The sequence below is a fragment of the Granulicatella sp. 572.rep1_STHE genome (assembly GCF_001073445.1).
Lineage (GTDB): Bacteria > Bacillota > Bacilli > Lactobacillales > Aerococcaceae > Granulicatella > Granulicatella adiacens.
The window spans coordinates 67,768-90,581 of sequence record NZ_JVBO01000042.1 but is presented as its reverse complement, the minus strand read 5'-3'; the positions used below and the strand labels follow the sequence as shown (position 1 = coordinate 90,581).

19 protein-coding genes and 1 riboswitch are annotated in these 22,814 nt (G+C 37.1%); of the genes, 12 read left to right on the top strand and 7 right to left on the bottom strand.

Annotation, left to right across the window (positions count from 1 at the left end; all coding sequences use genetic code 11):
* Positions 1 to 15 precede the first annotated feature (15 nt).
* A complete protein-coding gene (gene cbpA / locus ADH99_RS08980; protein WP_039849006.1) occupies positions 16 to 654 on the bottom strand; it encodes a cyclic di-AMP binding protein CbpA in 639 nt (212 codons plus the stop codon).
* A gap of 251 nt (positions 655 to 905) precedes the next feature.
* Here cbpA and ADH99_RS08975 point away from each other — a divergent pair, with 251 nt between their 5' ends.
* Positions 906 to 2,279: a hemolysin family protein gene (locus tag ADH99_RS08975; RefSeq protein WP_049555707.1), complete on the top strand. Its 1,374-nt coding sequence runs from the start codon at positions 906 to 908 to the stop codon at positions 2,277 to 2,279.
* 192 nt (positions 2,280 to 2,471) lie between these two features.
* Entirely contained in the window at positions 2,472 to 3,551 is a 1,080-nt protein-coding gene (locus ADH99_RS08970; RefSeq protein WP_049555706.1) for a DUF2971 domain-containing protein, read from the top strand.
* 30 nt (positions 3,552 to 3,581) lie between these two features.
* Here ADH99_RS08970 and ADH99_RS08965 read toward each other — a convergent pair whose 3' ends face one another.
* The gene (locus ADH99_RS08965; protein WP_049555705.1) at positions 3,582 to 4,106 is read right to left on the bottom strand and encodes an ECF transporter S component; all 525 of its coding nucleotides are present in this window, start codon (positions 4,104 to 4,106) and stop codon (positions 3,582 to 3,584) included.
* Positions 4,107 to 4,109: 3 nt separating this feature from the next.
* On the bottom strand, positions 4,110 to 4,511 hold the full coding sequence (locus ADH99_RS08960) for a DUF4430 domain-containing protein (protein ID WP_005606522.1): 402 nt from the start codon (positions 4,509 to 4,511) through the stop codon (positions 4,110 to 4,112).
* Between the two features lie 151 nt (positions 4,512 to 4,662).
* Here ADH99_RS08960 and ADH99_RS08955 point away from each other — a divergent pair, with 151 nt between their 5' ends.
* Positions 4,663 to 5,463 (top strand): formate/nitrite transporter family protein, encoded by an 801-nt coding sequence (locus ADH99_RS08955; RefSeq protein WP_049555704.1) that lies wholly within the window; start codon positions 4,663 to 4,665, stop codon positions 5,461 to 5,463.
* A gap of 129 nt (positions 5,464 to 5,592) precedes the next feature.
* On the opposite strand, the gene ADH99_RS08950 is transcribed toward ADH99_RS08955, so the two are convergent.
* Both ADH99_RS08950 and ADH99_RS08945 read right to left on the bottom strand, forming a co-directional pair.
* Positions 5,593 to 6,594, bottom strand: a complete 1,002-nt coding sequence (locus ADH99_RS08950; protein WP_049555703.1) for a hypothetical protein — start codon at positions 6,592 to 6,594, stop codon at positions 5,593 to 5,595.
* 183 nt (positions 6,595 to 6,777) lie between these two features.
* Entirely contained in the window at positions 6,778 to 7,773 is a 996-nt protein-coding gene (locus ADH99_RS08945) for a hypothetical protein (protein ID WP_049555702.1), read from the bottom strand.
* Positions 7,774 to 8,001: 228 nt separating this feature from the next.
* Here ADH99_RS08945 and ADH99_RS08940 point away from each other — a divergent pair, with 228 nt between their 5' ends.
* Complete coding sequence (locus ADH99_RS08940) at positions 8,002 to 9,621, top strand: peptide ABC transporter substrate-binding protein (protein WP_049555701.1); 1,620 nt, start codon at positions 8,002 to 8,004, stop codon at positions 9,619 to 9,621.
* A gap of 123 nt (positions 9,622 to 9,744) precedes the next feature.
* On the opposite strand, the gene ADH99_RS08935 is transcribed toward ADH99_RS08940, so the two are convergent.
* Both ADH99_RS08935 and ADH99_RS08930 read right to left on the bottom strand, forming a co-directional pair.
* Positions 9,745 to 10,308 carry a GNAT family N-acetyltransferase gene (locus ADH99_RS08935; protein WP_049555700.1) on the bottom strand — a complete coding sequence of 188 codons (564 nt, stop codon included), beginning with the start codon at positions 10,306 to 10,308 and terminating at the stop codon, positions 9,745 to 9,747.
* Positions 10,305 to 11,153, bottom strand: a complete 849-nt coding sequence (locus tag ADH99_RS08930; protein WP_049555699.1) for an AraC family transcriptional regulator — start codon at positions 11,151 to 11,153, stop codon at positions 10,305 to 10,307. Before ADH99_RS08930 ends, ADH99_RS08935 begins: the two co-directional genes overlap by 4 nt.
* Positions 11,154 to 11,405: 252 nt before the next feature.
* Positions 11,406 to 11,503, top strand: a riboswitch (THF riboswitch).
* 67 nt (positions 11,504 to 11,570) lie between these two features.
* Between ADH99_RS08930 and ADH99_RS08925 the strand changes: the two genes are divergently transcribed.
* The 8 genes from ADH99_RS08925 to essC all read left to right on the top strand — a co-directional run bounded on the left by ADH99_RS08925 (position 11,571) and on the right by essC (position 22,807).
* Positions 11,571 to 12,110, top strand: coding sequence for a folate family ECF transporter S component (locus tag ADH99_RS08925; RefSeq protein WP_065427331.1), 540 nt, complete (start codon positions 11,571 to 11,573; stop codon positions 12,108 to 12,110).
* A 348-nt stretch (positions 12,111 to 12,458) separates the two neighbouring features.
* Complete coding sequence (locus tag ADH99_RS08920; protein WP_005606505.1) at positions 12,459 to 12,638, top strand: 2-hydroxymuconate tautomerase; 180 nt, start codon at positions 12,459 to 12,461, stop codon at positions 12,636 to 12,638.
* A gap of 305 nt (positions 12,639 to 12,943) precedes the next feature.
* Positions 12,944 to 13,240, top strand: a complete 297-nt coding sequence (locus tag ADH99_RS08915) for a WXG100 family type VII secretion target (RefSeq protein ID WP_039849004.1) — start codon at positions 12,944 to 12,946, stop codon at positions 13,238 to 13,240.
* A 76-nt stretch (positions 13,241 to 13,316) separates the two neighbouring features.
* Entirely contained in the window at positions 13,317 to 16,550 is a 3,234-nt protein-coding gene (gene esaA / locus ADH99_RS08910; protein ID WP_049555697.1) for a type VII secretion protein EsaA, read from the top strand.
* Between the two features lie 3 nt (positions 16,551 to 16,553).
* Complete coding sequence (locus ADH99_RS08905; protein ID WP_049555696.1) at positions 16,554 to 17,015, top strand: hypothetical protein; 462 nt, start codon at positions 16,554 to 16,556, stop codon at positions 17,013 to 17,015.
* Complete coding sequence (locus ADH99_RS08900; protein ID WP_049555695.1) at positions 17,008 to 17,262, top strand: hypothetical protein; 255 nt, start codon at positions 17,008 to 17,010, stop codon at positions 17,260 to 17,262. Before ADH99_RS08905 ends, ADH99_RS08900 begins: the two co-directional genes overlap by 8 nt.
* A 17-nt stretch (positions 17,263 to 17,279) precedes the next feature.
* Entirely contained in the window at positions 17,280 to 18,401 is a 1,122-nt protein-coding gene (gene essB / locus ADH99_RS08895) for a type VII secretion protein EssB (RefSeq protein WP_049555694.1), read from the top strand.
* 14 nt (positions 18,402 to 18,415) lie between these two features.
* Positions 18,416 to 22,807: a type VII secretion protein EssC gene (gene essC / locus ADH99_RS08890; protein WP_049555693.1), complete on the top strand. Its 4,392-nt coding sequence runs from the start codon at positions 18,416 to 18,418 to the stop codon at positions 22,805 to 22,807.
* Positions 22,808 to 22,814: the final 7 nt, after the last annotated feature.

Below are 22,814 nucleotides of genomic sequence, written 5' to 3'. Positions count from 1 at the left end.
GCGATGTCTCGTATCCTAGTTATTTTGCAAATCCTCCACCTCAGCGACGGAGTAGTCTTTTTTCTCGAGGCCATCGACGATTTGTTGAAGGGTGTCTTTTGAAACACCTGCTGGTAATGTGATCAATAGACGGCGTAAGCTTTTATCTTTTTCAGTATCGATAGTCATTACGTTTGCGATAGATGCGTATTTGTTAATCACTTTAGAGATGTTAGCAAGGGCTCCTTTTTCACCACCTGAAATAATGGTCAATACATAAGAGCCGTTTTTCACGTTCCAAGATTCTTGAAGCATGCCAAGGAGACTGCTGTGTGTCAAGATTCCGTAGAAACGTTGTTGTTTATCTAAAACAGCAATATAAGGTAATTCTTTGATCGTAAAGAATACTTTGAAGAAAGAACTATCTACACTAATAAACTTCGTAGAATTCTTAATGAGATGTGTAACAGGAAGGCTCATATCACCGCCGTTTGCTTTATGGCGATAAATGTGCATTTTATAAATATTTCCTCTAAAGAAAGTTTCTGTTTCATCTAATACAGGCACACAACGATATCCTGATTCTTCTAAAATCGTAATGGCTTCTTCTAACGTGCATGATTCTTTAACAACCGTTAGATTCTTTTTTGGAACTACAAGAGATTTTAATAACATATTCATTCCTCCTATATATGTCTTTCTTAATAATAGTACCATTTTTTGAGAGAAATGTAACTAGAAAAGTGAAGAAATGATGAGAAAATGAGAATGGATAGAGGAGAAAAACGATAAAATGAAGATTCTAACATTAAAGAACCATTACAAAAAAATACTAAATCTTGATTTTTCATCAAAAACTGATATGATATCTCTATACCATTTTCAATAATGGGTAAAATCTATAGTTAAAAGGGGTTAACAAAATTATGACAGCTGATTCAGATGGGAGTTCGTTGGGAGTCCAGATCTTAATCATTGTATTATTAACTGCATTAAATGCATTTTTTGCTGCAGCGGAGATTGCGTTTGTGTCCATTAATCAAGGAAAAATGGCACAAAGAGCGCAAGAAGGAGATAAAAAAGCAATCAAGGTAATGCGTCTATTAGAGAATTCGGATGAGTTTCTCGCAACGATTCAAGTAGCGATTACATTTGCTGGGTTCTTCTCGAGTGCGTCTGCCGCAACAAGTTTCTCTTCACGAATTCAACCATTATTAGGAAACATTCCTGGAGCCGAAACATTAGCATTAGTGATTGTGACGGTTGTTCTATCCTATCTCACTTTAGTATTTGGGGAATTATATCCAAAACAAGTGGCATTACAAGTGGCAGAACCGATTGCGTTACATACTGCAGGGATTATTTTGTTTGTCAAAAAGATTTCAAAACCATTCGTTTGGATTTTGACGTTCTCAACAGGATTATTAAAACGAATGACACCAATTGAATTTACTAAGGTGGAAGAAAAATTAACACGAAGCGAGATGAAGTCTCTACTTGCCAATAGCCGTAACGACGGTGCGATTGATATTTCCGAGTTTGCGATGATGCAAGGGGTACTTTCTCTAGATACGAAACTTGCACGTGAAGTGATGGTTCCTCGTACGGATACGTTGATGCTGGATGTCGACGATGAGTTAGCGGAGAACTTAGAGATTATCTTGAATTGCTCCTATTCACGTCTTCCTCTTTACGAAGAAGATAAAGATACGGTTATCGGGGTCGTTCACGTGAAAGATGTCTTCCGTGCTGCAAGAGAGCAAGGATTTGACAATATTGATTTACGCGCCCTAGCGCATGAACCAGTATTTGTACCATCGACAATTTTCGTAGATGATTTATTAGTAGAATTTAGAAAAACTCGTCAACACTTAGCGGTATTAAAAGATGAATACGGCGGGGTTGAAGGGATTGTTACATTAGAAGACTTGATTGAAGAAATCGTCGGAGATATCGAAGACGAGTACGATGAAGAAGAAAAAGAAATCGTAGAAATTGACGAAAACAATTCGGTGATTGATGCCGGAATATCGCTCGATAGATTCAATCAAATTTATCAAACGTCATTAGAGTCTGATGAAGTGGACACAATGGCGGGTGCGATTATTGAAAAACTTGGCTACTTCCCAGATGATAAAGAGGTAGTGAAGGTGAGATTCGAAGGGTACATGTTACAACCGACAGAAATCGAGAATGATCGTATTCGTAAAATTCATGTTACCAAACTTTCTGAAGAAGAACTCGAGCAGATTCTTGCGGAAGATGCCCAGAATGATGATAGCGTTGAAGATGATGAATAATACAAAAGGAGGGGGTAACCCCTCCTTTTTTGTGTGCAAAAAGGAATAGACTTACGTCTATCTTACAGATTCCTCGGATGTCTTCATAATAGTGATAATGGGGCACCGGATTGAGCCTATGTCTCAATCTCTACCAAGCTTCAAACGTATATTTAAACAAAAGAGAATAAATGATATACTTTTGATACGGGGGTGATTCGGTTGAAAATTATCTTAAAAGAAGATATTGAATTGTATCGTTATTTAATTGCTAAATTAACTTTTCTTCAGACGCATAATCACTATAAGGTAGAAGAGTCTTATCCAGATAGTAATTGTTTTTTGTTGTTGAATACCTTAACTAATAAACAGGAGCTGGTCTCTCTTTTGAAACAGCCACAGTTCTCTAAAAAGAATCCACCCGATATTCCATTAAACGCTCAAAAAAGAGTCTTTATTCAAAATCCAAACGCAAAAGTTCCGGAAGGATTTACTGTAGAAAAGGCGGATAAAGTGTTTAATGACGCATTGAATAACAATATTCGATTGGGGTTTTTAGCTCCAGAGCAATTGATTGAACAATGTGGAGTTGAGTTTAAAGAGGACGTAACGTTCTACTTCAAAAAAGCAGAAATGAAGATTTTAGAAGAGAAAACCTATTTTGTAAAATACTACGGGAAAGAAACTGTGGAGAAAAATGCCTATCAGGTGGCAGAAGGCAATGTGTCTTTTAGCCATCCTAAGTGGTTTAATGATCCTTTTGATTGTAACTGTTATTATGCGGATGGGAATACGATGATGGATGTTTTTAGAGTTTTCTGTTTCACGCATGCATACGATAATATATTAATGTGGTCCTATTATGCTAATAGTCATGAAGGTTATGCTTTACAATATTCCTACTCGAGCTTACTCGATAAAATTCAAGGGGTTGCTCTTGATGGATTATGCGTGTATGGGGAAGTCGAATATATCGATCAAAGGCCCAAAACAAGAAGTCACAGTAATCGATTCTCTTTTTCAAACTTGAATTTCTACATCCAAGCAACCTTCGCCAAATTTAAGGAATGGAGTCACGAGAGAGAGTATCGATTTGTATTTATTCTCGATAACCAGGAAGAGGAGGCTACTAAAAGAGAAGCCGAAGAAAAATTGTCTGATTGGGTCGTTCTTCCTAAAGTGGATATTCTTCAAGGATATGCGGGGTGTCAGGCAAAGAAAATCATGAAAGATAGTCCTTACCCAATCCGTCAATTAAAAAAAGATATTGTTAATTATCAACTTAAAGGATAGAAAAAAGGAACAGAGGGCACTCTGTTCCTTTTATTTTTTTAGTTTTTCAAATGGATTTAATCGTTCAAAGATAGGAATTAGTAATATCCAAAAAGCAATATTTCCAAGGGCATGATAAGTATCAAATAGAATTCCGTTGGCATAATAAATCCAAAAATTCAGACCAGGCATTGAAAGTACCCAAATCCCCGAGATAATAAATCCGTATAAATATCCCATCAAACTTGCAAAAATCGGGAAGATAAGGAAACTTGCTTTCGGATAGCGAGCCCTTTTCTTCCACAAAGGGGAGAGTAGGGTCGCACATAGACAAACAATTGAAAAACTGATTATCTGATAAAGAGTCCACGGCCCCATTGAAATGAGCAGATTCGAGATTAAAATGGAAAGGATACTGATGGAAGCACCGTATCCCCATCCTAATTCTAAGGTCATCCAAATGACGACTACAGTAATCGGTTGAACATTCGGGAGGGCAAGCATCCCGAGTCTACTAATCACGCAAAAAGCCGACATCATTGCGATAAATGCGATTTTTTGAGTCGATATTTTCATAGATTATTGAAGTTTGTTTAATTTCCAGTCGATGACATCTCCAGCTTTGAGGAGAACTTCTTTTGCACCAACAGGACTCATTTGTCCATTTACATCAAATAACCAGTATTTTTGTTCAGATGGAACTTGTTCAACTCCGTTAATAGAAGAGATGAATCCGTCTTTTTCAACGATTTTTAGTTGTGCCTTCATGACATCTAAGAGATTATCTCCCTCTTTAAAAGTGAGCGTAAACGGACTACCTTCAATCGCTTGTCCATCTTTTGTAATGTTGAGAGTCACACTTGTAGTTTGGACTGCTGTAGTCGTTTCAACACTTGTCGTCGTTGAGTTCGTATTTGCAGGGGCTTGTCCACATGCGGTTAATAATAAAGCCGCTGTTAAAATTCCAATAATCTTTTTCATAAGAATCTCCTTTATACTGTTTTAATCAGCCCTCATTCTAACAATCTTCATAAAACTTGTAAAGGATTTTTTGCCAAAAACAATAGAAAAGGCTTTGCATTTGTGAAAAAAATGGTATACTGAAGTGTAATTAATTTTTAGGAGGAATGTTATGGAACACACGAGTGAGTTCAATACAAAACTGAATAAAGCATGTCAAAAAAAAGAAGCGCTTTTTGATGAAAGCAAAATGCGCTATGCACTGCGTTCAATGTTTGCAGGAGCATTTTTAACAATGAGTACAGCCGCAGGAGCCCATGCGGCACAAATTATAGCTGGATTAAATCCTGCGTTAAGTAGATTTACTTTTGCATTTATCTTCACTTGGGGATTAGTGTATGTTGTATTTTTAAACGGAGAGTTAGCGACTTCGAACATGATGTTCTTAACAGCTGGAGCGTACCAAAAACATATTAAATGGTCTAAAGCAATTGCTATTTTATTCTATTGTACTTTATTTAATTTAATTGGAGCCATGTTTATAGGAGCGTTATTCGCGAATAGTTCAGCATTTAACGGAATCAATGCAAATGAGTTCATTGCAAAAGTTGCTGAATTGAAATTGTCTCGTTCAAACGAACTGATTTTATTGGAAGGTATTTTAGCAAATGTCTTCGTTAACGTAGCGATTCTTTCATTTATCTTAATCAAGAGTGAAGAAGCTAAATTATGGATTGTCATCTCAGCAATCTTCATGTTTGTTTACTTAGTAAATGAACACGTAGTAGCGAATTTTGCATCGTTCTCTATCGTGAAATTCTCACCAGTTGGAAACTCAATTGATGCTTTAAATTGGCTCAATATTATCCGTCATTGGGCAGTATCATTTGTTGGAAACTGGATCGGTGGAGGAATCTTAATTGGCTTAGCTTATGCATTCTTAAACCGTACAAAAACACCTTATGTAGATTAATTGTAAAGGAAAAGAATCTCCAAATAGGAGGTTCTTTTCTTTTACTTTGAGGAGAGTTTTCTTAATGAGAAAAACCCCCTTTACTGGGTAGTCCAGTAAAGGGGGGGGTTGAACCAGTAGACCTTTTATTTAGAAAGGTCTCTTTTTATTTTCATATCCTAATAGAACCTCTGGGAATTCTTGGCTTACTGCATAGAAGAATGGTTGTAGTAAGTCATCGGTGTCTTCGCCCACATTCTTAATGAGAAGAGTAGTTTTCTTTCTGCGATAAGATTTATCTGAGGTTAAAATGATTAGTTGTGAAGTACGACTTACCGTTATTCCGTATGATTTTTGTGTGTAGATATAATGGTAAATGCGCTCAGCTTTTGTTAAATCATATACTTGGAAATTTTTGAATGTAGAAATAAGGTGATTTTTGTATAATATGATGCCTAATTGGTTATCTACATAAGTGGCATTTTCTAATACCGTATCCATTGAATAATTCAATTCTGGATAAGCTGCATAAAGTTCACCATAGGCTTTATCTTCTCCTCTACGAGTTGCGTAAGCTGAGTAGAAGAATACAAGACCGAATAACACAGCAATACCTGCTCCAGCCGAAGCATAGAGACGTTCGGTATTCGCTTCATCAGCTGAAACATAGTATCCAGTCTCAGCTAACTGAGAAATAGCTTTATTTTCTTTAATGGTTTCTTTGAACTCTCTCGTGTAGTTCTTAACGGCACCTTCTCCATCCGATTTACGGACTTTAGCGAGAACATAGACTGGATTGTCGACTAAGTCATCTTGTTTAGCTTTAAGTTCGTCAATCAGTTTATCGCCTTCTTTTATCTCAAGGCTTGTATAACCGTAATCTTCGCTATCTTTACGAGTAAACTCGATTAAATATAATTGAGTTCCTCCATCTACATTCGCAATTGGATCCGATAAAAATCCAGTAACTTTAACAGAAGTCGTTGCATTATCTTTCATAGGACTCACACCGAAGATATTTCCTTGTTTATACAAATTATCTGCAGTTTGGAAGAAATAGAAGAAGCCCACAAGTCCAATAGCGATAAGAAATGAGACAACTCCCAAAACGATTAGTGAAATAATCCCACGAGTATTACGTTTTTCAGTCATAATAATTCTCCTTTTATAGGTATGTATAACAGAAATAATATATCATAAGATAGTTTGAAGTGCAAAGGTTTGTTTAAAGTTTCACTCACTGGAATGAAAGAGCATTGAATAAAAAATCCCCCCTTTACTAGGATATCCAGTAAAGGAGGGACATATCAATTTTGCGAGAATTTTTAGTCCAAATTAAAACGGTCTATTTTTTTCGTAACCAACTTCTAAGTTAGGGAACTCTTGGTGAGCTGCAAAGAAGAAAGGTTGTAAGAAGTTATCGGTTTCTTCACCGATATTTACAATTTGAATTTTTGTCTTTTTGTTTCTATAACTTGTATTATCGGTTAAGAATACGATATATGAATCGCGGTTTGTTGTGATTCCATAACGTTTATGGTTGATTTGATAATGATAAATACGATTTGCTTGAGTTAAATCATAAACTTCTAACCCGCTAAGCGTTGTAAAGAAGTGATTTTTATAAATATAAACTCGTGTTTCGTCATCAGCATAAGTTGCGTTTTGTAACATTAAGTCTAAGTTACCATTTAGTTCTGGGTAAGCTGCATACAATTCATCGTAAGCTGCATTTACTTTCTTACGTTTTAGGAAAGCTAATCCAACGAAAAGAAGTCCAGCTGCTGAAAGCCCAATTGCTACATACATGCCACCTTGAGCTGAAGAAGATGATTCAGATGTAGATAGATAGTAAACCGTTTGTGAATTACCAGATAATAAATTATTATCATTCAAAACTTCTGTAAATTTAGAATCGTAGTCTTCAATGGCTTTTTTATTACGGAAAGAATCGATGACAGTGACTTTAACTAATTCTGGATTGTTTGGCAAAGTATCATTTTTTGAAATTAAATCAGAAGCTAATTTTGAATCAGCAGGAACTTCAAGTCCGATAATTCCATACGTATTATCTTCTTTTAAATATTCAATAATATACAGTTTTGATTTTCCATTATCGACCGTAGCCACAGGATTACTAGAAATTTGAGTGACCTTAACTACTTGTGTATCTCCGTCTTCCCTTCGAGCGACATCAAACACTTTCCCTGCTTTTTCTAAGTCTTCTGGAGTAGATTTATTTAAACTGAATAAGACAACACCAGCTAGGGCGATTAAAATGATTCCGAAAATAAGACGCAGCTTAAATCCGTGATTGCGATTTTCTTTCATAAATAAAGTCCCCTTCTTAAATAATATGTTTATAATACACCTATCATAAACTAGATTTTTAGGAAATGCAAGAACGAATATAGGTTCATAAAGGGAGGGATTTTGTTCTACGAATGAAAGTTGGAGTTATTTTTTGATATGAGCAGAAAATTTTTTGCTTTCTATTTTCCATGCTATCATGTAGCTATCGTGAAATGCGATGTATTTTACCAATAAAGGAGAATTGTTATGAAAAAATCAACCAAATTATTAATGACAACACTGTTAATTTCGTTAGGTTTGGCTGCATGTGGTGGCAATTCAACTTCGACGACAGCAAATAATCAACAAAGTTTAACGATTACAACATTTGGAGAATTAGCAACATTGGATAGTGCTGACTATGATGATGTGCCAAGTTCTGATATGTTAGGACAAATTTTTGAAGGGTTATATCGTGTCGCAAAAGACAATAAAGTTGAATTAGGAATGGCTGCAGAAGAACCAACCGTGAGCGCGGATGGTCTTGTTTATACATTTAAACTACGTGACGCTAAATGGTCAGACGGTACTCCAGTAACAGCCGGAGATTTTGTATATACGTATCGTAAATTAGTGAATCCAAAAGAAGGACATGTTGCTCAATCAGCGGATGTGTTCAAAAATGCTAAAAAGATTCGTACGGGCGAATTAGGCGTTGAAGAACTAGGTGTTAAAGCAATCGATGATAAAACGCTAGAAATCACCCTTGAAAACCCTGCACCATATTTACCAAAATTATTAACAGGTTCTCGTTTCTTACCACAATCTGAAAAAGTGGCAACTGAAAAAGGAGAAGGGTATGGATCTACTGCTGACTCCATTGTAACGAATGGACCTTTTAAATTAGAAGGCTGGACAGGTTCTGAACTTTCTTGGAAACTTGTTAAAAACGAAGGGTACTGGGATGCTTCAAACGTTGCATTACAAAATGTCACAGTGAATGTGTCAAAAGAAGTTGCAACTTCTGTTCAATTATTTGACGGAAAACAAGTCCAATACACAACAATCAGCGAACAATTCGTCGATCAATATAAAACGCAACCAACGTATCACGCTATTCCAAAAGCAACAATGGGGTACATGAATTTCAACGTAGAACGCAAAATCACAGGAAACAAACACTTCCGTCGTGCGATTGCGATGGCTTACGATAAAGCGGCTCTTGTAAACAACGTGTTAAAAGACGGCTCAATCGTTTCAAATGGTCTTGTTCCAAAGGGATTTGCTGAAAACCCAGAAACGGGGAAAGATTATGTGGAAGACCGTGGCGACTTACTCACCTACAATGTCGAAGAAGCGCAAAAAGAATTAGCACTTGCTAAACAAGAATTAGGGATGGACACAATCGAAGTGACATTACTAACGTCAGATGCAGGTAGTGCGAAAGTGGTTGGCGAATATTTACAAGCGCAAATCCAAAAGAACTTACCAGGCGTGACATTGAACATTAAATCAGTGCCATTGAAAAACCGTCTTGAATTACAACGTGCAGATGATTTCGACTTCTTCTTCGGAACATGGGCACCTGACTATCAAGATCCAGTAAACTTCTTAGAACAATACGTAACAGGTGGAGGAATCAACTTCGGGAACTACTCAAGCGAAGCCTACGATAAAGCCGTTGCTGAAGTGAAAACAACATACGCAACGAAGCCAGCAGAACGTTACAAACAAATGATTGCGGCTGAAAAAATCGTGATGGATGATGTGGCTATCGCTCCAATCTACCAAGCAAGCCAAAGCTACTTACTTGCTGAAAACGTAGACGGATTCGAAGTACTTCCATTCGGACGTACAATCAACCTACGACAAGCTTCTGTAAAATAATCATAAAAAATAAGAGACTCGAAATTTCGAGTCTCTTTTCGTTTTGAAAAAGCAAAATGTAACATATAAGTTACAATTTACCAAATTCCTCTTTGAACGATTTCGTCCGAAGAGGGATTTTTTTTATAATGTTTTTGTCATATGATAATACGGATGACCGCTTAAGACACGTTCGCTTTCTGGGGAGTAACCCAGTTTTTCGTATAATTTGTAGGCTTTTGTATTCTCCTTTTCGCAGTTGAGGGCGATTTTTGTGGCCCCTTGCTGGCGCGCTAAGTTTTCTACTTCCACTAATAATTTACGACCAATCCCATGGCGACGATATTCGGGATAGACCGCTAAAATATCAATGTACCATTCTCCTGGCATCGTCTCCTTATCTTCGTAGAGCGGGATTTGATGCTCAATGTTGTAAGCCTCGTATAAGCTGTGGAATGGATCATCAATCGTGTCTTCTAAGTGCCCGTGATAGCCAAAAATTGCCCCCGCCACTTTTCCCTCATGGATATAGACTAGGGTTTGGCTCAAACCGTAGCGAAACTGATCGTCGAGCATGGCTTCTTCTAGCATCGCATAGAGCATTTCTGGACTTGTATGTTCCAGAATTGGTAATTCCATATCTTGCATAATTAATTCGATGAGCGGGATGATTTGACGGCGTTCATCGCGCTTTGGTTTTCGTATCATTGGGACTCCTTTTGATATTTCTCGCGGTAATCCGTTGGGGAAATTCCCGTTATTTTTCTAAATTGTTTTGAAAAGTAAGTTGGTGTTGTAAATCCAACGATGTCAGCCACTTGAGAAATAGAATAATTCGTTGTCCGCAGTAGAATTTTACTTTCTTTGATACGAATGGTCATTAAGTATTCCATTGGAGACATCCCAACTTCTTTTTTAAAACTGTGGGAAATATAGAAGCGACTTAAGTGGGTCATTGACGCTAAAGCTTCTAGCTGAATGCTTTCTCGGTAGTATGTTTTTAAATAATGTTTGATAAAAGCAATATCTTTTGTTGTTTTACTATGAGCACCGACTTCCAAATCAAAATGCTGGTGTCTTAAAATCTTAATCAATAAGATTTCTAACAGATTATGACAAACTAAATCATAACTGAGTGCTTGATTCGTGGCTTCTTGCACCATCGCGTTTAAGTAGCGTAAAATGTCCTTTTGCTCATCTCGTAAATTAAAGAACGAAAAAGGATGTCCACCTTGATCCACAGGTGTTAAATTCGAGAAGGACAGACCTTGGATTCCCACCACAATGTATTCTAGAGGAGAATCTGGTGAAGAAACTTCAGTGTGTTCTACCTGAGGATTAATAATGACAAAATCATTGGCTTTAACCGGAAAACGTTGGTGTTGAATAATAAATTCTCCTTTACCATCAATAACATAGAAAAGTTCAGTAAAGGGATGAGTGTGTAGCGTACTATGCCAGTCGCTGTCGTATTTGGATTTGGTAATAGACTCTAATCGGAAGGATAAATTTTTAATATCAGATTCTATCATTAAAAAACGTTCGTTACTCATGTTGCATCCTTTCTTTGGCAATCTTACTATTTAATTATACAGATTGTAGAAAACGGTATCAACAATATTTTCGGATTTTATCTTTTCAGAAAATATTTTTTCAGTCAAAAGCGTTCAAAAGACGATGAACATCGATTTTACATGCCCTAAAAATAGAGAGGACTTGACGCTAGGACACGAAGAAGGTATCCTTACCAAGAGTAAGAAAGGAGATTCATGGAAAGTAGGAACTAAATTTTCTAGAACCTAAAAATCAGAGTAGACTTTATTGTGTTAAGTGCCCGGAGGATGGAATGTTGCCACTGGGACGAAAATGGAAACATTGCGGTAATTTAGTCGCATTCGCTGCATTTAAACAACACTAGAAATAGAAGAAGTTAAATGGAGCAACTCTTTACAATTAAAGGAGATGCTAATATGGAAAATACAAAGAAATATAATAGAAAACAAATACTTGATATTACAGTGATGGCGCTAATCTTGGCCATTCGTCTTGTGATGGAAATGCTGCCAGCAATAAAATTCGGCGTTTACGTACAACTTGGCTTCGGATTCATCGGAGCTGCCATTGCAGGGATCATGCTTGGACCGTGGCGTGCGGCGCTTGTGGGAATCCTAGTCGATATCCTCGGGAACTTCTTCCGCGGAGAGAGTGGACAATTCTTCATCGGATACACACTTACAGCCCTAGTCGGAGGACTCATCTACGGATACTTCTTATATAAGAGACCACTCAGATGGGAACAAATCTTGATTGCAGTATTACTCGTCACAATCGTCTGTAACCTCGGATTGAATTCACTATGGGTGTATATGATAACAGGCAAAGCCTTCGCCGTCTTCATGCCACTGCGAATCATTAAGAACCTAATTTCATTCCCATTAAACACAGCCATATTAACCGTGCTGTTTTCTAACCAAACCATGAAAACCTTAATAGAAAAATACAGGGTGTGAGGCTTCGCGCCCAGAAATGGAACGTTGGACTCGAACGACGCAAAGGACTCGGTACGAGTCGTGCGTACGTTTGGGGAAACGCACGCCATTTCTGCGAAGCCGAACCCGACTACACAGGATATGAGGGCGAACGCTCAGGACTGAAACACTGGACTGATATGCCGAAAGGGACTCGGAACGAGTCGTGCGGACATATCAGGAAGTGGACGTCAGTCCTGTGAGCCCGAGTTCAACTACACAGGGTGTGCGGCCTTTTCAGCACCCACCTAGCATTCACTTCCATTTAGGAGTAAAATAAAACCAAAGAGCAACTATAGTAATTAGTTCAAAGCGAAGGGAGGCGCAACAATGCCATTTATTCATGTTGAAATGATCGAAGGAAGAAGCCGTGAACAAAAAGAAGCCCTTGTCAAAGAAGTGACAGAAGTGGTTTCTAAACACACTGGCGCTCCAACTGAACATATTCATATCATTATTCAAGAAATTAAAGCAGAAAACCTTGGCCAAAACGGCAAATTAAGAGGTTAATCAATTTCATAAAAAAATACAGAACAGCTCAAAAGTTAGAACGCTTTTGAGCTGTTTTTATTAGGAAAACTATCGAATGAATGAACAGCAAATGATATAATCTAGCTAACAATAATAAAGAGCTCATAAAATGAGGTAAATGATGAAATTTAAAAATATTTTATGCTTGTATAATGAGAGGACATATTAATAGAAAAAACGGTGTTGTACGTCGTGAAATTTTTATTTTTTTATTGCTAAATATTTATGAATATGCTACTATCGACGTATAAATGTAACAAAAATTTAATTTTAAGGAGTTCAAGATTATGGGACAAATTAGAGTATCACCAGAAACGTTACAAACACGTGCCCGTGAATATAATAAAGCTTCAAACGAAGTGAATAGCATTTTATCAAACTTAACTGGTTTACAACAAACATTAGCATCAGAATGGGAAGGTCAAGCTTTCCAAGGGTTTGATCGTCAATTCAATGAACTAAAACCAAAAGTAAGAGAATTCGCTGAATTATTAGAACAAATCAATTTACAATTAGTAAGCGCTGCTCGTGCGATGGAAGAACACGACCAAGCATTATCTCAAAAATTTGGCTTAAATTAATGGATAGACCATCTATCCTTGAAGGTGGGAGAACATCCCACCTTTTTCTATTTAAAAAATAATAAGGGAGAAGATTATGAAACATAAAAAAGTGTTCCTATTTTCAGGGGTTCTTTTAGTATTAGTATTGTTATTAGCTCTAGCTGGGGTTGTAAAGCCACAAAACACTTCTAGAACATCATCCACTCAAGAACATTCATCTGCAAAAAATGATGTTTCGATAGCTATCGTGAATGAAGACAGTGGGACCACATACAATGGAGACCAAGTGTCAATGGCCAATGTTCTCATTGACTCATTTGCCAAAACAACTCCTTATAAAGTGGAAACTGTTTCTCGCTCAACTGCAGAAAAAGGATTAGAAAACGGTAATTACCAGGTGATGGTGATTATGCCAAGTCATTTTTCTCAAGACGCACTTTCTTTAGAAGAGACTGCACCAAAACGCGCATTGTTTCAATATAAAGTTAATGCGGATAAGCAAGTGTTAGTGAAGCAGGCGGAACAAGCAGTATCTGATTTGAAGCAAGCATTTAATCAGGATATGATTCGAATCTATTTTAGTAGTGTCATTGCTAATTTAAAGACTGCTCAGAATCAGGTGATGGGAGTTGTTAAAAATCAAGGAGATACAGTAAGCCAGTTCGAAGATACTCTTTTGAATCCTTTGACACAGTATTCTCAACAATTCACAGGATTATCCAATTCTTCGAAAAATGCAACAGAAGTAATGGAGAACTTTAATACTGTCATCCAAAATACGAATACTTCTTTTACACAAATTATTTCTGTTAATAAGACTTACGATGAAGAAATCGCTAGAATTAAGCAACTTCAAGACGCTTGGACACAGTCTGTTTTAAAACGTGAAAATGAATTAGCGGTATATGATAAAGGAATTTCTAGTTTGACAGTGAATGATCCTTTAAAGATTATGCAAGATATTAATTCCAAAGATTTACCAAGTTTGAATAATAGTCAAGATCTAACAAAGATTCTAGAAAATTCTAATCAACTAAATCAACGCTTAAACGATTTTCTTACAGATATCAAAAAGAGAAATGAAGAAATTAGCACTTATTTATCAACTACTTACAAAGAAAAGATTAAACAAGCTGTAGCAGAATCGTTGTCAGATAATAGTAATCAAACGAAAAAGACATTAGGTTTAATGGTATCAGAGCTTCGTAACAATATTGACAAACAAGTCATTTCTAGTGCAAAGCAAATCTCACTTTATGATGATGCTACGATTGACCGGATGGCTTTGCCAGAAGCAGATAAGCAATTTTTGAAAAATACTGTTCATTTTGTTCAAAAAGTCAATCCTAGTGCGACCGTTCAAACGAGTCGTAAGGATGAGTTTGTAAATACGAAACAGAATGAAATCAAGAATAAGCCAATCTCTGGTGCAATGACGATTAGTGACATCGCTGGAAAAGTGAAAAAAATAGTATTTACTGTGGATAGTCACTATACCTTACAAAGCCTAACAATTGATGGGCAAAATGTTTCATTTACTCAGAATGGGGCATCCGTTGAGGTAACTTCAGGATTCAATTCTTCTGCAAAACAATTAAGAGTTGCGTATGAGTTAAAACATAAAAATGAGTCGATTTCGGACGCAGGATGGTTCGCTCCAATTGCTTCGAATGTTAAAGTGATAACAGAAGAATCGATTGCTCACTTGAGTGATGCTCAAAAACAAGCATTGTTGAGCAATGTTTCTAAACTCAATGAAAGTATTAAACAATCCAATAAAGTTATTCAGGCTTTTAATACGTATCAAGAATCTGGAGCAGCAACTCTGCAAAAATTCAACTCATTAAATGCTTTAGATGAAAATAGTGTGACTGTGAACGCTAGCGAACAAGCCATTCAAAGAATCTATTCAGAGAGTGATACGAGAACAGTATTTACGGATTCTAAGCAGTTTTTAGGGGAGATTTCTTCAGCTGTATTTAATGATGTGAAATCATACCTTGAGTTTGCTGGACAGGTGAAGGCAGTCTATGGGGTTGATTTATATTCCAATAGACAGGCAGATCCAAAACAACCAGCTTCGGATTCTTTATATGCTCAGTTAGCGTTAGATAGACTGGATGAAGTGTTAGTTGATTTAGTAACGAATACTCTTACGAATGATGTAAAAGATAAATTAGTAATTTCGTCAGAATTTACAACGGAAACAAGTGCTTTATCAACAGATGTTCAGGCTTTAAAAAATAATATAGACGCCTATCAAAAATTAATGAGGGATGTCAACGCAGAATTAACAAAGGCTGTGGCCCAAACTCAAAAAGTTAAGGAAACGCTTGAAAGCAAACCAATCTTTGTAGATTCTGAAAAACGAGATAACACGGATTTAACGAATGTGGGATTAGCGATTAACAAAGATTTAGCTACACTAATGCAGGCTAGTCGTTCGTTAATGGATAACACGAAGAATCATCAGCAAATTGCGACCTCTATTCGTCAAGAATATAATCGATTAAATGAAGATGTGAAATCGCTAGAGAATAAAGGGACTGAGTATAAAAATTCCGTAGCAACAATGGATGAAGTGATGGCAAAAGAGTATGAATCAAACAGTTCATTCTTAAAAGAATTTACTCAAGTAATGTCAAATACTCAGTCAGGAAATACGGCTAATACGGTAGTATATGACTATTTGTCACATCCAGTAGATGGTTCAATGGCGGATGTTCGTTCTTCTAGCAATTCTCGTCAGCAAACCGATAACAGAACAGGTGTATTAATGGTGCTGATTATTGCTGTAATGACCTTAGCGTTTGTATATATGTTACAACACGGTAATTGGCAAATTCTCGAAACCAACAAGTACCTATCAAATCAGCCTACAGTTAACTTCCTACCGTTAGCGTTGTTAGCGGGTATCGGAGCACTTATCGGACTATTTGTAAGTGTTGTGGTAGGGCTGAAGTTGAACCTTCCAGCAGACCAATTATTTGTACTCTGCGGGGTGTCTCTTGTTATTGGTGTAAGTATCATATTTATGCATCATGCACTGATGACATGGTTAAAAGCTTATGGCTTATTAGTAAGTTTAGCTTTTGTTGTAATCTATGTAATTTCACTAGGGCAATTGTTTGATACGTACTATGGTAGTGTTTCGCCACTCTTAACGTATCTCACACCATTCATATCTGCAGAAGAAATACTGCATACGGTTATTAATCAACAACCTACCTCATGGATTTCAGTTCTTATTATTTCTCTTGTTGGAATTTTAGGATTTGTAGGTAGTATGTTATTTTATAGAAAAAATAATCAAACAATAAAGGAGTAGACAATGAAATTAATCAGTCGAGTGCTATTGTTAACACTTGGCATGATAGTTGTCCTCACGGGCAAAGTTTGGGCAGAAACAGGGTCATTAAAAATCAATGTTGATGTACCTGTCACACCACAAGTAACAGAGAAGACATATTTTGAACAAGACGTTTTGTTAAAACAACTGTTTGATGCCTCTTTGTCTCAAATGATTTCAAAACAACAGGCAGAAGAGTCATTATCTGGAACAGAAGATAAGGCTCTTCTTTTTTTATCGACAACCCCACAAAAATTAAATCCAATAGATACTACTCAATTCTTTCTTACACAGAGCACAGCATCTCCTTCTAAAGGAGTGACATTACGGCCTCCTCAAAAAGAGTCACCGTGGTTTGTGATAGCGTTCATTGGTTTGGGATTTTTAGTTAGTGGTGTATCGGTTTATCAATTTTTGAAGAAAAGGAAAACTCATCATGCGTAATACCTATATTAATATCACATTGAATTTAGAAAAGTTTGCCTATGGGAAATATGATCTTCGAATCCCAGTAGGAATAAGTATGAAGGAATTATTAAATATTGTGAAGGATGCCTATCAGTTAGCGTTTGAGATTAATACTCCAAGTGTCCGCGTTCATGAAAAAGGAATCGTATTAACAGCTTTACAAAGAATTGAAGATGTGAACTATTTACATGATGGAATCCAACTGATTGTTGAAACATTATAGAAAGCGAGCGAACGAAATTGAAAACTCTTGAAGTAACGAAAGAAGAATTTAAAGGCAATATTGCATTGGCTTTAACATTATTAGAAGTGAGCATTCCAGAAGCAGTATCTCTACAAATTGAAGAAACAGAAAGCGCCTATCTGTTTCATGCTGAAACCGAGACCGTTCAAGATTACGGTGTAGTATATCAGCTTCCTTTAGAAGAACAACTACGGTATCTAATGAATATTGGTCAATTGTATGAAGCACTAAAAACAAGTGCCTACACGTATTCTTTAACCCCTGATAATCTTGTGTTCACTCAAAATGGGATTGCCAAGCTCATTTTCCGTGGAGTCAAAGGTCAAGTTCCTCCCTATGAAGAAATAACGGAAGCAACTTTCTTAAAACATTATAAATCTATGATTATTTCTGTCTTAGATACAAAAGCAAAGTATGAAGAACTCGCACAAGGCAAACTCGAATTTTATAAAGGACATAAATTTACTGAGAGTATCCTCTCTGCAGAAACCATTGAGGAGGTTGTAATTTTACTAAATGAGCACTTGGAGTATGAAAAGCAACGTGTGGCAAAAGAAATGGTGCGTGTTCCTCGTAAGAGATTATTCACATGGAAATTAACAGGGATTCTATTTGGGGTATTATCGATAATCTTTGCCAGTCTTTTAGGATATCACATGTTTGTGACTCAACCACAACAACAAACGATTGCGAATGTACGCTTATCCTTCATCCAAAAAGACTATTCTAAGGTAGTATCTTCTGTTAAAAATATGGATAGTAAAAGCTTATCACCAGAAGACAAATATATCGTTGCGTACTCTGTAATAATGACCGAACCGTTAACGGATGCTCAAAAAACAACACTAGGGAAAATTACGACTCAAACGAATGAAGACTATCTACGTTATTGGGTTCTTATCGGTCAAAATAAGATTGATGAAGCAATGGATATTGCGAGTTATTTAGATGACCCGCAATTATTAATGTACGGTTTAACGAAGAAAATCGATGATATCCAACGAGATCCAAGTTTAACTTCTGAAAAAAGAACGGAAGAAATTAATCGTTATAAAGGTAAGTTAGAAGAACTCAAGAAACAATATTTACCAACACAACAAAAAACGAAAGAAAACTAACACGGAGGAGTAAGATGATTTGTTTAATTAAACTGAAAGATACGATATACGACATTTCACAGGAAAGACCCTATCGTGTAGGTGCATTTATGAATGATGATATTGTCATTAAAAATCCTTATGCGGATAAACTAACCGTCAAGAATGGACTAGTGACGTATAATCATGAAACGTATTCTTACGGGAAGCATGCAATTTCTTTGAGTGATGACGTACATGCAGAATTATTTGTGTTTGAATACACGTTACAAACATTAATGACGAAAATGCCTATTACGATTGGACCAGAAGCTATTCATACAGTTCGAATCGAGGAAAGTGATGAGTTATTAATCCGACAAATCCCTACTGGATACGAAGTTGTAACTTCAAAACCTATCTTCTTAAATGGACAAAAAGTGAACGCGTCCATTCAAATGAGTGAAGGAGACAGTATATTTTCATCAAGTGGGTATTTTGTCAAAATCGATGGACAACGTGTTCTCATAGCTAGTATTCATCCTATTGGATCAGAATTAATACAATTGGACTTTGAAGAGAACGGGGAAGATAAATTCAGTGATTTCCACCGTTCCCCTCGTTTTATTTTACGTGAGCCAGATGATGTGGTGAGCATCTTAGCGCCTCCAACTGAAGATAATATGCAGAAGCAATCGCTATTAAAATTAATTATCATGCCGCTTGCGATGATTGGGCTAACGGTAGCAACGCATTTTCTTACAGGAAATGGCGGTATGATGATTATGATGATGGGAATGTCGGTGATTACTTTAATCACCTCAGTCCATAGTTTCTTCTCAGATAAAAAACAAAATAAACGTCTGAAAGCTAAAAAGATGGAAAACTATAAAGCGTATTTGAATGAGAAATATAAAGAGCTTTATGATTTATCTAAAGAGCAGGCAGAAGCATTGAATTATCATTATCCAAGTATGGAGCAGGTCATGGAAATGGCCAAAAATACTGATAGACGTCTCTATGAAAAGACACCTCATCACTTTGATTTTCTAACGTACCGTCTGGGAACAGGAAGAATCATTCCTAGCTTTAAAATCGATTATAAAAAATCTGAGTTAACAGAATACAATGAATCCATCAGTGAACAAGTAACGGAATTAGTGGCTCATTATCAATTTTTGGAAAATCTACCTATTACTAATGATCTATTATCAGCTCCTACAGGATATATCGGTTCGCGTCGAACAGTCATTGAGCAAGTGCAACAAGCAATTATGCAATTGGCTACTTTTCATAGTTATCATGATGTCCAATTTGTTCCAGTATTTCGTGAAGAAGAACTCCCGTTGTGGGAATGGAGTCGTTGGTTACCGCATATGAAACTTCAGCAGTTTAATTGTCGTAGTTTTGTATATCATCAACGTAGTCGCGATCAATTGTTAACGTCTCTCTATCAAATGATCAAAGAACGCAAACAAGCGGCTGAACAAGCAGGAAGTAACAAACAACTCACCTTTACTCCTCATTACGTATTCGTGATTACGGATTTGTCTCTGATGCTAGACCATAATATTATGGAGTTTATTAATGAAGATTTATCCCATCTTGGAATTAGCAATCTTTTTGTAGAAGATGTGATTGAAAGCCTACCAGAACATGTAAATACTGTTGTGGATTTCAAAGGAAACCGTCAAGGAACATTACGACTCCATAATGGCGAATATATGGATAAACCATTTGTGACGTTTGAGAAGCTATCCACTGAAGCCAAAGAACAATTTGCAAGAGACTTGGCTCAATTGACGCATGTTCAAACATTACGAAACGCGATTCCAGATAGTGTCACATTCTTAGAAATGTATGGTGTCGATTCTGTAGAAGCATTAGATATGAACCATCGTTGGGCAACGAATGATACGTATCAAACAATGGCTGTACCATTAGGACTACGTGGTCGTGATGAATTATTAATGTTGAATTTACATGAAAAAGCGCATGGACCTCACGGACTAATGGCAGGGACAACAGGATCAGGGAAATCTGAAACCTTACAGTCCTATATTGCTTCATTAGCGGTGAATTTCCATCCATATGAAGTCGCATTTCTGTTGATTGACTACAAAGGTGGGGGGATGGCGAACCTATTTGCGGACTTACCGCACTTAGTTGGAGCGATTACGAACTTAGATGTAGCCCAAGCCAATCGGGCCTTAGTGTCTATTCAAGCAGAATTGAAGAAACGTCAACGATTATTTGCAGAATATGATGTAAACCATATTCATCAGTACATGAAATTATTTAAAGAAGGTGTAGCCACTGAGCCAATGCCTCATTTATTCTTGATTTCGGATGAGTTTGCAGAATTGAAAACGAACCAACCGGACTTCATGAAAGAGTTAGTATCTGCAGCACGTATCGGACGTTCGCTCGGAATTCACTTAATCTTAGCGACTCAAAAACCAAGCGGCGTAGTGGATGATCAAATCTGGTCTAACTCGAAGTTTAAGATTGCCTTGAAAGTACAAGATGTGGCTGATTCGCGTGAAATTATTAAAACGCCAGATGCTGCAGAAATTACGCAGACAGGTCGAGGATACTTGCAAGTTGGGAATAATGAAATCTATGAATTATTCCAAAGTGCTTGGAGTGGAGCCGATTATGAACCAGAAGCGGTACGTTCTACACACCGAGATACGACAGTGTACGCTATTAAAGATAATGGACAGTATGAAGCAATCAATAAAGACTTAAGTGGATTAGATGATAGCGGCAATCAGAAACGATTGCCAACACAATTGGACGCGGTCGTTCAAGAAGCAAAACGTGTATTCGAATCGCTACATCTTCCAAAGGTCGCAAGTCCGTGGCTTCCACCGTTAAAAGAGAGAATTGCAGCAGAAGATATCCAAGAAATTCAATTTAAACAATATTGGGGAGCCGATAAACACCCTGAGTTTTTATTGGGATATCAAGATATTCCGGAACAACAAGCGCAATTACCGCTGATAGTTGACTTCAACGATTGCGGTCATATTCTGGTCGTTGGAAGTTCAGGATATGGGAAATCTACCTTTATCCAAAATGCATTGATTGATGTAATGCGTAAAACAACGCCAGAGGAATCCCATATTTATTTATATGACTTTGGAACGAGTGGATTAATTTCTTTAGTGGATTTTCCACATGTGGCAGACTACTTTACAGCAGACGATAATGAGAAAGTGATGAAGTCATTACGACGTCTTCAAAAAGAAGTGAAGGTACGAAAGGCCGCTCTTAGTGAGGCGCGTTCAAGTAATATGCAACAATACAACAGAGACGCCGCAACACCATTCCCTTCACTATTTATTGCAATCGATAGTTTTGATGGTGTGAGTGATGCTACTTTCAGCGAAGCGTTTAACGAAACCGTTAATATTCTAGCGCGTGAGGGGGCTTCTCTAGGAATCTACCTCATTACAACGATGTCTCGTTTCAATGCTATGCGTGTACAATTACAAGCAAACTTTAAAACAAAAATTGCGCTTTACTTATTCGAACAGAGCGATGTTACAAGTATTGTTGGTCGTACAGACCAACTGCTTTTGGATATCCGTGGACGCGGATTAATGAAGCAAGATACAGTCGTTTCATTCCAAGTGTGTGTGCCGTATGCTGTGAAAGATAATTCATCAATGATTCAGCAAGTGAAAGCAGAAGCACAGGAGATGTCACATTATTGGACAGGTGCATTACCACAACCAATTCCAATGTTGCCAGAAGTGGTGACACCAGAAATGGTGGAAGCTCAAGTAGACCGTTCAGAACGAAACCACCAAGTATTACTCGGGTTAACAAGAGAAATGGTCGAAGTGGCTGCATTTACATTAGATAAAGCCATCTCTTTAGTTAGCGATAATGTTCGAAGTGTTACTCAGTTCTACAAAGTATTAGCTTACCAGTTGCAACAATATACGACTCCTGTTCAAGTTGTGATTGTGGATCCATTAGGATTAGTACCGCTAGATCAATTTAAGGAAGCCCACCGTTTCAGTGATACACTGAGTGCTAAAGATGGAATGAATATCATCTTAGACAACTTAAAGGAACGGATGACGCAACCTGGTGAATATACTCAATCACTCATTATCATTCCGGACATCCAAATCCTTGGTCAAAGTCTCAACATTACAGAAAATCAGTTCAAAGAGCTTCTGTTAGAAGGACCTAAGTATGGCATTACGCCAGTGTTTGTGGGGAACTATAAAGACTTAATGACGAATTACTCAACGCTTGTAACCTTACACAGACAATTGGCAACGCAGGTGTTCATGGGAATGCGTATCAGCGATCAAGAATATGTTCGCTTCTCGTATATCTCAAACGAAAAATCTCCACGTCCAAACGAAGGCTATATTGTTGATGCAGAAGGATATGAATTTGTACAATTAATGAGTATAGAAGAATAGAGGAGGC